The organism is Pseudomonas fluorescens, assembly GCF_018614775.1.
In the GTDB taxonomy this organism is placed as follows: Bacteria; Pseudomonadota; Gammaproteobacteria; order Pseudomonadales; family Pseudomonadaceae; genus Aquipseudomonas; species Aquipseudomonas fluorescens_BY.
Genome location: NZ_JAGGOF010000029.1, coordinates 55,783 through 70,026, shown reverse-complemented (window position 1 = coordinate 70,026; position 14,244 = coordinate 55,783). Strand labels below are relative to the sequence as shown.

Genomic DNA, 14,244 nt, shown 5'->3' with positions numbered 1-14,244 from the left:
CGGGCTTGCTCGCGAAGGCGACGTGTCAGTCACCAGAGATGTCGAATGTGATGACGCCTTCGCGGGCAAGCCCGCTCCCACAGGGGGATTGGGTGAATTAGAGGAGTTTGTGCTCCATCGCGTATTTCACCAGTTCCGCCAATGAAGTGATATTGAGTTTCTGCATCAGCCGCGCCTTGTGGGTGCTGATGGTCTTGCTGCTCAGGGCCAGTTGCTGGGCGATGTCGTTGACGTTGGCGCCCTGGGCCAGGCGCTCGAACACCGAAAACTCGCGCTCGGACAACAGGGAGTGCAGCGGGCGCGTGTCAGTCAGGCCGACTTCGAAGACCATGCGGTCGGCCAGTTCCGGATCAATGTAGCGTCCGCCAGCCGCGACCTTGCGAATGGCCATGAGCAACAGGGCCGGGTCGCTGTCCTTGGTCGCATAGCCCGCAGCGCCGACCTTCAGGGCGCGGGCGGCCATTTGCGCCTCGTCGTGCATCGACAACACCAGGATAGCCGGCGGATTGTTCAGCGCACGGATCCGCGGAATCGCCTCCAGGCCATTGACGCCCGGCATTGAAATATCCAGCAGCACTACCTCGCAGGGCACGTGGCGCAAGGTCTCGAGCAACTGTTCGCCATTGCTCGCCTCGCCCGCCACCACCAAATCCTTCGCCAGGCCGATCAACTGCTTGATGCCTTCACGGACGATGGTGTGGTCTTCGGCTACCAGTACACGGATCACGTTTTTCTCCAGATTCAGAATCCAATCGCGAGCAGGCTCGCTCATGGGTTGCGGTGGCATCGATCAATGTGGGAGCGAGCCTGCTCGCGATACGGCCCGCCCAGACACCACAAAACGTCAGGCCTCTTCCAACGGCACCCGCACCGCCAGTGTAGTCCCCTCCCCCGGCTCACTTTCCAGGGACAACTGCCCGCCCATGATCAACACCCGCTCACGCATCCCTACCAGGCCAAAGGACGTCGACCGACCGGTATTGGCAATGAATCCTACACCGTCATCGCTGACGGTCAGACATAATTCATTACCTTCGCGCACCAGCGTCAGCTCCACGGTGTGCGCCTGGGCATGGCGCATCACATTGGTCAGCGCTTCCTGGAGAATCCGGAACAGGCCAATGGCCATGGCATCGCTCAGCGTCGGCAGGTTGTCTGGCACTTGCACCAGGCACGGGATCTGCGTGCGCGCCTCGAAGCGCCGAGCCTGCCATTCGATGGCCGAAGCGATGCCCGCATCGAGGATCGGCGGACGCAACGCCGTCGCCACGTCTCGCACCAGTTGAAACAACTGGGCAATCAGGCGCTTCATGCTGTTCAGCCGCTCCTGCAGGCCCGGATCCAGCTGCGCGTAGGCCAGTTCGCACATGGAGGTTTCCAGCTTCAACACAGTCAGCATCTGACCCAGTTCGTCGTGGACTTCCCGGGCGATGCGCGCCTTTTCTTCTTCCCGCACGCTTTCCAGGTGTGCCGACAGCTCGCGCAATTGCTCCCGGGAGCTGGCCAATTCCAATTCGATGCGTTTGCTTTCGGTGATGTCCCAGACAATGCCGTCCCAGACGTAGGCTCCGTCCTCGAGGCGCCGGGTCATTGCCTTGATCTCGGCCCAGCGTTCCCGCCCTTCGCGGGTCAGGATACGGCCCTGCCACGACCAGTCGCTGTCGCTGTCCAGCGCCTGGTCCTGGGTGCGGTGGTAACTGATCTTGTCCTCCGGATGCACCAGGCTGCGCAGCCCGGTGTCACTGCGGGCAAGGGTCGCGGGGGAATAACCCACCAGGGTTTCGCTGCCTTCGCTGATGTAGGCAAAGTCGATCTGGCCAGTCACTGGCGCCCGCTCCAGGCGGAAAACCAGGCCCGGCACGTTGGCGGCAATGCCCTGCAAGCGCGCCTCGCTTTCGCGCAAGGCTGCCAGCGCCCGTCGACGTTCGGTCACGTCGTTGAGGTAGACCACCAGGTACTCGGCGTCACGAAAACGCAGGAAGCTCAAGGAGACGTCGGCCGGCAGGATACTTCCATCGGCTCGCACGCATTCGGTCTCGAAACTCTGCGGCCCGTCTTCACTGGCCCGGGCGCGCTTCCACAGGTTCAGCCAGCGGTCCATGTGCAAGCCCGGTTCGAAGTCGATCAGGGGCCTGTCGATGATGGCGCCAGGGGCATAGCCGAGCATGCTTTCGGCGGCGCGGTTGGCGTAGCGCACGTGGCTGTCCCAGTTCACCCAGAGAATGCCGACCGTGCTTTGATCGATGGAAAACTGCGTCAGGCGCAGGGCTTCCTCGCTGGCGGCACGCTGGGCGATGTCCTCGCGCGCGGCCCGCAAACGACGCTCCAGCGCGCGTTGCTGGCGGCGCTGCCAGAAGACGATGGCGACGCAGCTCAATAGCAAGGCCAGCATCAGCAGGGTGAGGTTTTGCCAGAAGCCCGGTGTTTCGGTCAGGCGGGGGTACTTGGGTTTGAGCCAGCGACTGTGCAACTGCTCCAGCGCCTTGGCCGGGATCGCCTGCAAACCGCTGTCGATGATCTCGGCCAATTCCGGCCAGTCCCGGCGGGTGGCAACGCGTAGTAATTGGGGCAGGCCAATGTCGCCGACCACCGCCAACCCGGCGAACTCGGGCTCGACCATCAACCGCCCCAACTGCGCCTCATCGACCACGGCGTAGCGCGCTTGCTGGGTGAGCAGCAATTGCAAGGCCTCGCGCTCCATCGGCACGCCTTGCAGGTTCAACGTCGGATAGGTGCTGCCCAGATAGTCCGCCATGGCGCTGGGCATGCGCACGGCCACGCGAACGTGGGCATCGAGTTTTTCCAGTTCCACACCTTCGGCGCCTTTCTGCTCGCCGACGATCAACTGCGGCACGCGCATGTAAGGATCGGAAAACTGCCAGAGTCGCAGGCCGCTCGGGGACTGCGTAAGGCCGGGGGCGACATCCACCTCGCCGTCGCGCAGCGCCGCTTCCAGCTGTGCCATGTCCTGGAAGTTGCGCCAGGTCAGTTCCACATTCAACGCCTTGCCCAGCCACTGCATCAACTCGACGTTGGTGCCGGACAAGCGCTGCAAGCGCCGGTCGTATTGCGCATAGGGCGCCTGCAATACCAGGCCGACCCGCAATTGCGGGTGTTGCGCCAGCCATTGGCGCTGCTGGGCATTGAGTTGCACCTCGTGCGCCGACGGCGCGGGCGCGGCCCACGCCATCAAGGGAAGCCATAAACAGCCGATAACCCACAGGCAGCAAAAACGCATCATCGAAGTCTCATGCACTGACAAATACTGACCAACCCATTAGGCTGCCGGAAATACTTCTGGTCATGGAATATCCGATGCCCTCTGTTTACCGCCTGGCATTGCCAGCATTGTGCCTGTCGCTGATCCTGCCGGGGGCCTTTTCTGCACAGGCCAGCGAACCGGCCCCCGCCGCTGCGGAGCAACCTGTCGAGGCCAAGCCCGTCGAGCGCCAGCCCCTGCTTGAGCGTAGCCAGGAAGAAGCCACCGCACTGGAACGAAAAATCCCGCCCCAGGAACAGCAGCAACTGCAGTCCGGGAGCGACACGTTCCTGGCCCTCTGGAAACCGGCCAACAGCAGCGACCCGAAAGGCGTGGTGATCATTGTTCCTGGCGCCGGCGAAACGGCCGACTGGCCACAGGCAATCGGCCCGCTGCGCAAAAAGCTGCCCGACGTAGAGTGGAGCAGCCTGAGTATCACCCTCCCGGACCTGCAAAGCGACGTCATCGCCCCGCGCGTGGTGGAAACCTCACCCGAGGTCAAACCGGCAGACACGGCAGCCGCCGCGCCGGACGCCACCACGGCGGCACCCATCGAACAGGTCGCGGGGGGTGAAGCGGACGCGGCAGACCCGGCTGTCGCCGAAACCGATGAAGAACATGCCAAGGCCGACGCCGAACGCATCTTCGCCCGCATCGATGCGGCAGTGGCCTACGCCGAACAGCAGAGTGCCCGCAACATTGTGCTGCTAGGCCATGGCACCGGCGCCTATTGGGCCGCGCGCTACCTGAATGAACGGCAGCCGTCGCAAGTCGGACGCTTCGTGATGGTGGCAGCCCAAACACCGGTCGCCGCGAAACCTGGCCTGGCCGAACTGACGCCGACCTTGAAACTGGCAACCGCGGACATTTTCTACATGGACAAACCGCTGGATCGTAACGCGGCGCTGGAGCGCTTGCAGGCCAGCAAACGCTTGAAGGGCTCGACTTTCAGCCAGGTGGCGCTCAAGGCCCTGCCGAACCCGTCGGCGGAGCAGGAGCAATTGTTTCGTCGGGTACGGGGCTGGTTGAGTCCGCAGAAGCCAGGGGAATGAAGGCCTGACTCCACTGTCTGTCAGTTGAGCAGAAACCTGCGGGAGCAAGCTCTGCTCCCCACACACCCTCGCCCACTATCGAAAATCCCGCCGTTCCCGAATCAGCCGATAGGCGTTATGCAACTCCCGCGTCTTGTCCGTGGCCTCACGCACCTGTAGCGGTGTAGCCCCGCTGCCGGCAATCTTGTCCGGGTGATGGCGGCTGATCAGCCGACGGTAGGCCCGCTTGATCTGCGCCGGCTCGCTGGTGGCCGAGACCCCCAGCAGGCGCAACGCCTCCTGATAGGTCACACCGCTGTTGGGCAACGACAGTTTCTGCGGCTCGTAATCCGCCGCCAGGGCCTTGACCTGCTGCGGCGTCCAACCCAGCCATTTGCCCCAGCGGATAATCAACTCACGCTCGCTTTCGCCCGCCCGCCCGTCGGCCCAGACCATCCTCCAGCAGGCGCGCAATACGCCTTCGGCAGCATGGGGCTGAACGGCGAGGCGACGCAGATAACCGCGCAAGCGATCGTTTTCCGACTTGCCGCGGTTGAACGCAGCGATGGCCCGGCGTTGCGCCGGTTCGCTCAGGTCCAGCGCACGCATCTCCAGGCGTGCCTGCTGGATATGGCCATCGACCACGCGTCCATCGCTTTTCGCCAGCCGTCCCAGCAACACAAATAACAATTCATCGTTGCGCAACGCCGGACGCCCACCCAGGCGCTCACGTAGCTGCGCCCAGTCGTGCAGGTTCAGGCGCCGATCCAACGCCTGTCCCAGCAATGCACCGAGCATGGCCCCCGGAATGCTGGCTATGGCAAAGCCTGCCCCGGCTCCAATCAGAGTCCCTGGCCACCACATATCAACCGCTCGCTTCTATCAAGGTTTCGACCTGCGCCAAACGTTCATGAGTACCGACATCGACCCAGTGTCCTTTCAAGCGTTCCCCACTGACACGCCCCTCGGCCATGGCCTTGCGCAGCAGCGGTGCCAGCTTGAACGCGCCCGGCGCGCAACCGTCGAACAGTGCCGGATGCAGGACCGCAATGCCGCTGTAGGTCAGTTTGTCGGCAGCCGCGCCTTCATCGTGAACCTTTCCGTCAGCCAGGCTGAAATCGCCGTGCGGGTGATGCTCGGGATTATCCACCAGCACCAGGTGCGCCAGCCCTTCGAGGGGCCTGCGCAGGGTGCTGAAATCGTAATCGGTCCAGACGTCGCCGTTCACCACGACGAATGCGTCCTTGCCCAGCAACGGCAGCGCTCGCAAGATGCCGCCGCCTGTTTCCAGCGGCTCGCCTTCCGGCGAGTAGCGAATGCCCAGGCCGAAGCGCGAGCCGTCCCCCAGGTAATTCTCGATCTGCTGACCCAGCCACGCATGGTTGATCACAATGTCGGTGAACCCGGCCTTGGCCAGGGCACGCAGGTGGTATTCGATCAAGGGCACGCCGCCCGCGCGAATCAGCGGTTTGGGCGTGGTGAGCGTCAGGGGTCGCATGCGCTCACCCTTGCCCGCTGCCAGGATCATCGCCTTCATGCCGTGGCTCCAGCCGATTGACGCACGCTGCCCAGCAGTTCATTGAGCGGTGCCAACTCAGGGCGACGGGCGATGACTGCTTCTATATAAGCAAAGAAACGCGGCACATCGCCGAGGTAACGTGGCTTGCCGTCACGGTGGCAAATGCGCGCAAAAATCCCGATCACCTTGAGATGACGTTGCACCCCCATCAAGTCGCTGGCCCGCAGGAAATCCTCGAGATCCGGCTGGACTGCAATGCCCAGCGCACCGGCCTGCTGCCAATAATCCTCCAGCCAGCCGCGCACGCGCGCTTCGGGCCAACTGAGGAATGCATCCTTGAACAGGCAGGTCACGTCGTAAGTGACGGGGCCATAGACCGCATCCTGAAAATCCAACACACCGGGATTCGGCGCGCTGAGCATCAGGTTGCGCGGCATGTAGTCGCGATGCACCAGCACTTTCGGCTGGGCCAGGGCGCTGTTGATCAGCAGGTCGCAGGTCTGCTGCCAGAGCTGCTGCTGGGCCGCATCGAATTCCACACCCAGCTCCCGCTTGACGTACCACTCGGGGAACAGTTCCAGCTCCCGACGCAGCAGGGCGACGTCGTAGCTCGGCAGGGGCGCCACCATCGGCAGTTGCTGAAAAGCCAACAAGGCTTGCAGGGCATCGCGGAATAAATCGTCGGCATTTTCGCCGTTGATGACATCCAGATAGGTCTGATTACCCAGGTCATTGAGCAAAAGAAAGCCGCGATCCAGGTCTTCAGCATAAATTTTTGGCACATTAATGCCGGATTTCGCCAGCAAAAAAGCGATATCCACGAAGGGTTTGCAGTTTTCCTGGGGCGGCGGCGCATCCATCACGATCAGGCTACGGCCGGCGCCTTCCCAACGAAAATAGCGCCGGAAACTCGCGTCGCTACTGGCCGCAGTCAATGTGGCCGGGGGTACGACGCCCCAACCCTGTCGGGCAAAAAGAATCGGCAGTTGCTCATCGAGCCACACTTCAAGGTGTTGCAGGCGTACATCTTGGTCGGGCATTGCAAGGGTCTCCGACGGCGCTAGCCGTCAAGCGGGTCATGCTTTATTATCCAGCATCTTTTTCAGACCATCGAGAGGCGTGCGGCCCACACCGCGGGCAGATGGCACGCAGGAAGCCCGGACTAATAAGATGGCATTGAAATCCCCCGCGTTTCGTAAAAAATTTCCGTTGCTGGTCACCGGCAGTCTGCTGGCCCTGCAACCCCTGGCCTCTTCATTCGTCGTTGCGGCGCAGCAGTATGACTGCTCCGTCTCCGCTTCGGGTGCCTGGGACTGTGCACCGAAGACACCGGCCGCGGCATTGCCGCCGCGTCCGGTGCATGACGGCAGCGCCGTTTCCGCCAGCGGCGACGCTGCGGCCGAAAACGGTTCAGGCGAGGAGACCGGCGAAAAGCCGATGCTCGTCACCGAGGCCAAGGGCCGCGGCCTGAAGTCGCGCAGTGCGGACTACAGCCACCTGGATTGGGTTCCACGCGAGAACCTTACCCCGGCGCAATTGGCTGAAACCGGTCCCTACTGCTCGGGCGCCTACATCGAGCCGACGCGTCCTGGCATGAACGACAAGACGGCCAAGAGCGACGCGCCCACCTTCCTTGGCGCGAAGGCTTCGCGCTACGAGCAGGAACAGCAAGTGGCAACCCTGGCCGGCGACGTGGTCATGCGCCAGGGCAGCATGCAGGTCGAGGCCGACGAGGCCAGCCTGTACCAGGCCGAAAACCGTGGCGAGCTGAGCGGTAACGTGCGGGTTCGCGACAACGGCGCACTGATCGTCGGCGATCACGCCGATGTGCAGCTGGACACGGGTGAAGCCAAGGTCGACAACGCCGAATACGTGCTGCACAAGTCGCGCATCCGCGGTAACGCCCTGTACGCCAAGCGCGCCGAAAACGCGATCATCCGTCTCAAGGACGGCACGTACACCACGTGCGAGCCAAACAGCAACGCCTGGACGCTCAAGGGCAACAACATCACCCTGAACCCGGCCACCGGTTTCGGGACCGCGACCAACGTGACGCTGCGGGTCAAGGACATCCCTGTCCTGTACACCCCCTACATCTACTTCCCGATCGACGACCGTCGCCAGTCCGGCTTCCTGCCGCCAACCATTGGCAGCGGCAGCGACACCGGCTTGCTGCTGGTCACCCCGTACTACTTCAACCTGGCGCCAAACTACGATGCCACGTTGTACCCGCGCTACATGAGCAAGCGCGGCCTGTTGATGGAAGGCGAGTTCCGCTACCTGACCAAGTCCAGTGAAGGTCAGTTAGGCGCCGCCTACCTCAACGACGAAGACGATGATCGCAGCAAGCAGACCGACTACAGCAAGACCCGCTACATGTACAACTGGCAGCACAAGGGTGGCCTGGATTCCCGCGTGTCGACACAAGTCGACTACACCAAGATCAGCGACCCGTACTACTTCCAGGACTTGCAGAGCGACCAGATCGGCGTCGAATCCAAGGACTACGTGAACCAGCAAGGCGCAGTCACCTATCGCGGCGACACGTATACAGCGCGGCTGAACGTCCAGGCCTATCAGATGGCCACGATTTCCAATATCACGCCGTATGATCGCTTGCCGCAGATCACCTTCAATGGTGCCCTGCCACAGCATCCGGGCGGGTTGGATTTTGCGTATAACACTGAGTTTGTGCGGTTTGATCGGGATTTGAGGAGTGGTAACTACACGGATAAAGATGGTAACTCCGACCCGTTTCTCGACCAGAACGTCTGGGGCCTGGCCCGCGCTACCGGCGACCGGATGAACCTGGCACCCGTCATCAGTCTGCCGATGAGTACGAGCTATGGCTTCATCAAACCATCGCTCAAGTACCAGTACACCCAATATGACCTTGACCTGGACAACAGAGGCAAGGGCAACATTGCTGGACAAACTGCTGAACAGGATCGCCTGCTTGGCACCTACAGCAGTAGCCAAAGCCGCGGCGTTCCAATCGCCAGCATCGACAGTGGCCTGTACTTCGACCGTAACACCCAGTGGTTTGGCAAGAACTATCGCCAGACCCTGGAACCGCGCCTGTACTACCTTTATGTACCGGAGAAAGACCAGAGCGACATCCCGGTCTTCGATACCAGCGAAAGCACCTTCAACTATTCCTCGCTGTTCCGGGACAACCGCTTCAGCGGCTCCGACCGTGTCGGCGATGAGAACAAGCTGTCCCTGGGCGTAACCAACCGCTGGATTGAAGAAAACGGCTTCGAACGCCAGCGCATCAGCGTCGGCCAAGCCTTGTACTTCAAGGACCGTGAAGTCCAACTGCCAGGTATTGATTTCAAGACTCGCGAAGATGCACATTCCAATGTCTCGCCTTATGCACTGGAATACGAATACCGCTGGAACCGCGACTGGCGCACCACGGCCGACTACAACTGGGACCCGGACACCCACAGCCCTCGTTCGGGCAGTGCGATGTTCCACTACCAGCCTGAAGACAACCCGAACAAGGTCATCAACGCCGGCTATCGTTATCGCAATGACCTGGTCCGTTACGACCAGACCACCGGTCGGTGGCAAGTGGGCGGCGGCGACTACGGCACGCCAGGCACACCTGGCTACGTGAAGGATTACTACAAGATCAAGCAGCATGACTTCTCGGTCATCTGGCCGATCGTGCCGCAGTGGAACGCCATCAGCCGCTGGCAGTATGACTACAACCGCAATCGTACCCTGGAAGCCTTCGGTGGTTTCGAATACGACAACTGCTGCTGGAAACTGCGCCTGATCAACCGTTATTGGGTTTCCTACGACGAGTTCAGTCAGGAAGCTCCGCAAAACGAAAAAGGCGACCACGGCGTCTTCCTCCAAATTGTTCTGAAGGGACTCGGCGGCCTTACTGGCGCCAAGGTAGAGAGCTTCCTCGACAAAGGCATTCAAGGTTATCGTGAACGTGAAGACCAAGCTTTCTGATTGTCTGCGCCCGCTGATGCTGGGCGCGCTGTTCCTGGGTACCGCGGCCAACGCCGCGGTTCAGTCCATCGATAAAGTGGTGGCCATCGTCGACAACGACGTGGTCATGCAGAGCCAGCTGGACCAGCGTGTCCATGAAGTGCAGCAAACCATCGCCAAGCGCGGTGGCGGCTTGCCACCGCCCGGCGTACTGGATCAGCAAGTGCTCGAACGCCTGATCGTCGAAAACCTGCAACTGCAGATCGGCGAACGCTCCGGGATTCGTATCACCGATGAAGAACTGAACCAGGCCGTCGGCACCATTGCCCAGCGCAATAACATGAGCATCGAGCAGTTCCGCGCCGCCCTGGCGCGTGACGGCCTCTCCTACGAGGACGCCCGTGACCAGATCCGCCGCGAGATGGTCATCAGCCGCGTGCGCCAGCGTCGCGTCGCCGAGCGCATCCAGGTGTCCGAGCAGGAAGTGAAGAACTTCCTCGCCTCCGACCTGGGCAAGATGCAGCTCTCCGAAGAACTGCACCTGGCCAACATCCTGATCCCCACCCCGGAAAGCGCCAACTCCGAAGCCATTCAGAGTGCTTACCGCCAGGCCATGGATGTCTACCAGCAACTCAAGCAAGGGGCTGACTTCGGCCAGATGGCCGTCGCCCGCTCCGGCAGCGAAAACGCCCTGGAGGGCGGCGACATGGGCTGGCGTAAACCGGCTCAACTGCCACCGCCGTTCGACCGCGAACTGAGCGCCATGGCCGTGGGTGACATCACCCAGCCAGCGCGCACGCCAGGCGGCTTCATCATCCTCAAGGTGCTGGAAAAACGCGGCGGCGGTACTCAGGTACGTGACGAAGTGCATGTTCGCCACATCCTGATCAAGCCAAGCGAAATTCGCAGCGAAGCCGAGACCAAGCGCCTGGCGGAAAAACTCTACGACCGCATCGAAGCGGGCGAAGACTTCGCCGAACTGGCGAAAAGCTTCTCGGAAGACCCAGGTTCGGCCCTCAATGGCGGCGACCTGAACTGGGTGGACCCGAACGCCCTGGTCCCCGAGTTCCGCAAGGTCATGGCCGAGACGCCGCAAGGCCAACTGTCCAAGCCGTTCAAGAGCCAATATGGCTGGCACGTGCTGGAAGTCCTGGGTCGTCGCGCCACCGACAGCACCACCCAGGCGCGTGAACAGCAGGCGATGACTGTATTGCGTAACCGCAAATACGATGAAGAGCTGCAAACCTGGCTGCGCCAGATTCGCGATGAAGCCTACGTCGAGATCAAACTTCCTGGTGCAGACCAGGCAGCGCAGTGAAACCCAAGCGTTTCGCGCTGACCCCCGGCGAGCCCGCCGGCATCGGTCCCGACCTGTGCCTGCTGCTCGCCTCGCAACCTCAGCCACACCCCCTGATTGCCATCACCAGTCGCGACCTGCTCCTTGAGCGGGCCGCGCAACTGGGGGTGGTCGTTGACCTGCTGCCGGTGGCGCCGCCGGCCTGGCCGGACGTCCCGGCACCCGCCAACAGCCTGTATGTCTGGGACACGCCATTGGGCGCTCCGGTTACCACCGGGCAGTTGGACAAAGCCAATGCTGCGTTCGTCCTGCACACCCTGACCCGCGCCGGCCAAGGCTGCCTGGACGGTGATTTCGCCGGCATGATCACAGCCCCCGTGCACAAGGGCGTGATCAACGAATCGGGCATTGCCTTCTCCGGCCATACCGAATTCCTGGCAGAGCTGACCCACACCGCACAAGTGGTCATGATGCTCGCGACCCACGGTTTGCGCGTGGCGCTGGTGACCACTCACCTGCCCCTGCGGGACGTCGCCGATGCCATCACCGGGGAGCGCCTCGAGCGGGTGACACGCATCCTGCACGCTGACCTGCAGGAAAAATTCGGCATTGCCCAGCCGCGCATCCTCGTCTGCGGGCTCAACCCCCATGCCGGCGAAGGCGGACACTTGGGCCGTGAAGAAATCGACATCATAGAACCCACATTGGAACGCCTGCGCAGCGAGGGCATGGACCTGCATGGCCCGCTGCCGGCCGACACTCTGTTTACCCCTAAATATCTGGAGCACTGCGACGCAGTGCTGGCGATGTACCACGACCAGGGCCTGCCGGTGCTGAAGTACAAAGGCTTCGGCGCGGCGGTCAACGTGACCCTGGGCCTGCCGATCATTCGCACCTCCGTGGACCACGGCACCGCCCTGGACCTGGCCGGAAGCGGCAGGATCGACACCGGCAGCCTGCACGTCGCGCTGGAAACCGCCTACCAGATGGCCGAGACCCATTTATGACCGAGCAATACCAACACCGCGCGCGCAAGCGCTTCGGCCAGAACTTCCTGCATGACGCGGGCGTTATCGATCGAATCCTGCGCTCCATCAACGCCAAGCACGACGATCGCCTGCTGGAAATCGGCCCGGGCCAGGGTGCCCTGACAGAAGGCCTGTTGGACAGCGGTGCGCAGCTGGACGTGGTGGAACTGGACAAGGACCTGGTGCCGATCCTCAACCAGCAATTTGCTGGCAAGAGCAATTTCAACCTGCACCAGGGTGACGCGCTGAAGTTCGACTTCAACAGCCTGCAAGCCGCGCCGCGCAGCCTGCGGGTGGTGGGCAACCTGCCGTACAACATCTCCACGCCGCTGATCTTTCACCTGCTGAGCAACGCCGGCCTGATCCGTGACATGCACTTCATGCTGCAGAAAGAAGTGGTCGAGCGTCTCGCGGCAGGGCCTGGCGGGGGTGACTGGGGCCGTCTGTCGATCATGGTCCAGTACCATTGCCGGGTCGAACACCTGTTCAACGTCGGCCCCGGTGCGTTCAACCCGCCGCCGAAAGTTGACTCAGCCATTGTCCGCCTGGTACCTCACGCTGTCCTGCCGCACCCGGCCAAGGATCATCGCCTGCTCGAGCGCGTGGTACGCGAAGCGTTCAACCAGCGTCGCAAGACTCTGCGCAACACACTGAAACTGTTGCTCGGCAGCAGCGAGATCGAAGCGGCCGGTGTCGATGGCAGCCTGCGCCCCGAGCAGTTGGACCTGGCCGCGTTCGTACGCCTGGCCGACAAGCTCAGCGAACAGGTCGTGCCAAAAGCCGATACGCACTGACGGGCGATGATCGCTATCGGGTGGGACGCCACTCTGGTTTACTACCCGATACTTGGCCTAGACTGACTCCATCAGCTACGCCCGCGTCCCGCTTCGCTTTTAAGGCCTTTTGCATGTCCGATCCTCGTTACCAGGTCGACGTCAGCGTCACCACCCGCTTTCTGGCAGAACAGTCGCAACCCGAGCACAACCGCTTTGCCTTCGCCTACACCATTACCGTGCGCAACAATGGCTCGCTGCCGGCCAGGCTGCTGTCGCGGCACTGGGTCATCACTGACGGCGATGGCCATGTCGAAGAAGTGCGTGGCGAGGGTGTGGTCGGTCAGCAGCCGCTGATCGAGGCCGGCGAGAGCCACAACTACAGCAGCGGCACCGTGATGACGACTCGCGTCGGCACGATGCAAGGCACCTACCAGATGCTGGCCGAAGACGGTAAACGTTTCGACGCCATCATCAAGCCCTTTCGCCTTGCGGTCCCCGGAGCCCTGCACTGATGGCCACCTATGCGGTCGGCGACCTGCAAGGCTGCCTCGACCCGCTCAAGTGCCTGCTGGAACGGGTCGTCTTCGATCCGCAGAAAGACACGCTGTGGCTGGTGGGTGACCTGGTCAATCGCGGCCCGCAATCCCTTGAGACATTGCGCTTTCTCTACGGCATCCGCCAATCGCTGGTCTGCGTGCTCGGCAACCACGACCTGCACCTGTTGGCGGCCTGGCAGAACATCGAGCGCCTGAAGAAATCCGACACCTTGCGCGAAATACTCGCTGCCCCCGATTGCGTTGAACTGCTGGAGTGGCTGCGCCAGCAAAAGCTCATGCACCATGACGAGCAACGCAACCTGGCGCTGGTGCATGCCGGCCTGCCACCCCAATGGTCGCTGCGCAAGGCGCTCAAATGCGCCGCCGAGGTCGAGCAGGCATTGCGTGACGACAACCTGTTCGGTCCTTTCCTGGATGGCATGTACGGCAACGAACCGGTCAAGTGGGACAACGACCTCAAGGGGGCTGCGCGCCTTCGGGTCATCACCAACTATTTCACCCGCATGCGTTTCTGCACCGCCGACGGCAAGCTCGACCTCAAGGGCAAGGAAGGCATCGAGACCGCACCGCCCGGCTATGCACCGTGGTTCAAGCATAAAGAGCGCAAGACCCGTAACCTGAAGATCATCTTTGGTCACTGGGCAGCGCTGGAAGGCCGATGCGACGAACCCGGGGTCTTCGCCCTCGACACAGGATGCGTGTGGGGCGGCGCGATGACGCTGATGAATGTCGACACCGGCGAGCAGCTGCGTTGCGATTGCGACGAGCAAGGCCACGCCAGACCCTATCATCCGACCACCCCTTCACAACTTGGCACGGCCCCATGATC

General features: G+C 62.2%; 12 protein-coding genes. 7 read left to right on the top strand and 5 right to left on the bottom strand.

Annotated features, from left to right (window positions below; translation table 11 throughout):
• Positions 1-97: 97 nt before the first annotated feature.
• Both J7E36_RS08545 and J7E36_RS08540 read right to left on the bottom strand, forming a co-directional pair.
• On the bottom strand, positions 98-772 hold the full coding sequence (locus tag J7E36_RS08545; RefSeq protein WP_215001822.1) for a response regulator: 675 nt from the start codon (positions 770-772) through the stop codon (positions 98-100).
• 72 nt (positions 773-844) lie between these two features.
• The gene (locus J7E36_RS08540; RefSeq protein ID WP_215001820.1) at positions 845-3,241 is read right to left on the bottom strand and encodes a PAS domain-containing sensor histidine kinase; all 2,397 of its coding nucleotides are present in this window, start codon (positions 3,239-3,241) and stop codon (positions 845-847) included.
• A 74-nt stretch (positions 3,242-3,315) separates the two neighbouring features.
• On the opposite strand from J7E36_RS08540, the gene J7E36_RS08535 reads away from it, so the two are divergent.
• Entirely contained in the window at positions 3,316-4,311 is a 996-nt protein-coding gene (locus tag J7E36_RS08535) for an alpha/beta hydrolase family protein (RefSeq protein ID WP_215001818.1), read from the top strand.
• Positions 4,312-4,386: 75 nt separating this feature from the next.
• Here J7E36_RS08535 and J7E36_RS08530 read toward each other — a convergent pair whose 3' ends face one another.
• Genes J7E36_RS08530 through J7E36_RS08520 form a run of 3 tightly spaced genes read right to left on the bottom strand, consistent with a single transcriptional unit; the run spans position 4,387 to position 6,849 of the window.
• Complete coding sequence (locus tag J7E36_RS08530) at positions 4,387-5,154, bottom strand: TerB family tellurite resistance protein (protein WP_215001816.1); 768 nt, start codon at positions 5,152-5,154, stop codon at positions 4,387-4,389.
• A gap of 1 nt (position 5,155) precedes the next feature.
• Positions 5,156-5,827, bottom strand: coding sequence for an N-acetylmuramate alpha-1-phosphate uridylyltransferase MurU (gene murU, locus J7E36_RS08525; protein WP_215001814.1), 672 nt, complete (start codon positions 5,825-5,827; stop codon positions 5,156-5,158).
• Positions 5,824-6,849, bottom strand: coding sequence for an aminoglycoside phosphotransferase family protein (locus J7E36_RS08520; protein WP_215001812.1), 1,026 nt, complete (start codon positions 6,847-6,849; stop codon positions 5,824-5,826). The genes murU and J7E36_RS08520 overlap by 4 nt, the downstream gene beginning before the upstream one ends.
• Before the next feature lie 130 nt (positions 6,850-6,979).
• Between J7E36_RS08520 and J7E36_RS08515 the strand changes: the two genes are divergently transcribed.
• From J7E36_RS08515 to J7E36_RS08490, 6 genes are all read left to right on the top strand, one after another.
• Entirely contained in the window at positions 6,980-9,778 is a 2,799-nt protein-coding gene (locus tag J7E36_RS08515) for an LPS-assembly protein LptD (protein ID WP_215001810.1), read from the top strand.
• Positions 9,759-11,075 carry a peptidylprolyl isomerase SurA gene (surA, locus tag J7E36_RS08510; RefSeq protein WP_215001808.1) on the top strand — a complete coding sequence of 439 codons (1,317 nt, stop codon included), beginning with the start codon at positions 9,759-9,761 and terminating at the stop codon, positions 11,073-11,075. Before J7E36_RS08515 ends, surA begins: the two co-directional genes overlap by 20 nt.
• Positions 11,072-12,061, top strand: coding sequence for a 4-hydroxythreonine-4-phosphate dehydrogenase PdxA (gene pdxA / locus J7E36_RS08505; protein WP_215001806.1), 990 nt, complete (start codon positions 11,072-11,074; stop codon positions 12,059-12,061). The genes surA and pdxA overlap by 4 nt, the downstream gene beginning before the upstream one ends.
• A complete protein-coding gene (rsmA, locus tag J7E36_RS08500) occupies positions 12,058-12,876 on the top strand; it encodes a 16S rRNA (adenine(1518)-N(6)/adenine(1519)-N(6))-dimethyltransferase RsmA (RefSeq protein WP_215001804.1) in 819 nt (272 codons plus the stop codon). The genes pdxA and rsmA overlap by 4 nt, the downstream gene beginning before the upstream one ends.
• Positions 12,877-12,989: 113 nt before the next feature.
• Positions 12,990-13,370, top strand: coding sequence for a Co2+/Mg2+ efflux protein ApaG (gene apaG / locus J7E36_RS08495; protein ID WP_215001802.1), 381 nt, complete (start codon positions 12,990-12,992; stop codon positions 13,368-13,370).
• Positions 13,370-14,242, top strand: coding sequence for a symmetrical bis(5'-nucleosyl)-tetraphosphatase (locus J7E36_RS08490; protein ID WP_215001800.1), 873 nt, complete (start codon positions 13,370-13,372; stop codon positions 14,240-14,242). The genes apaG and J7E36_RS08490 overlap by 1 nt, the downstream gene beginning before the upstream one ends.
• The last annotated feature ends 2 nt before the right edge of the window (positions 14,243-14,244 follow it).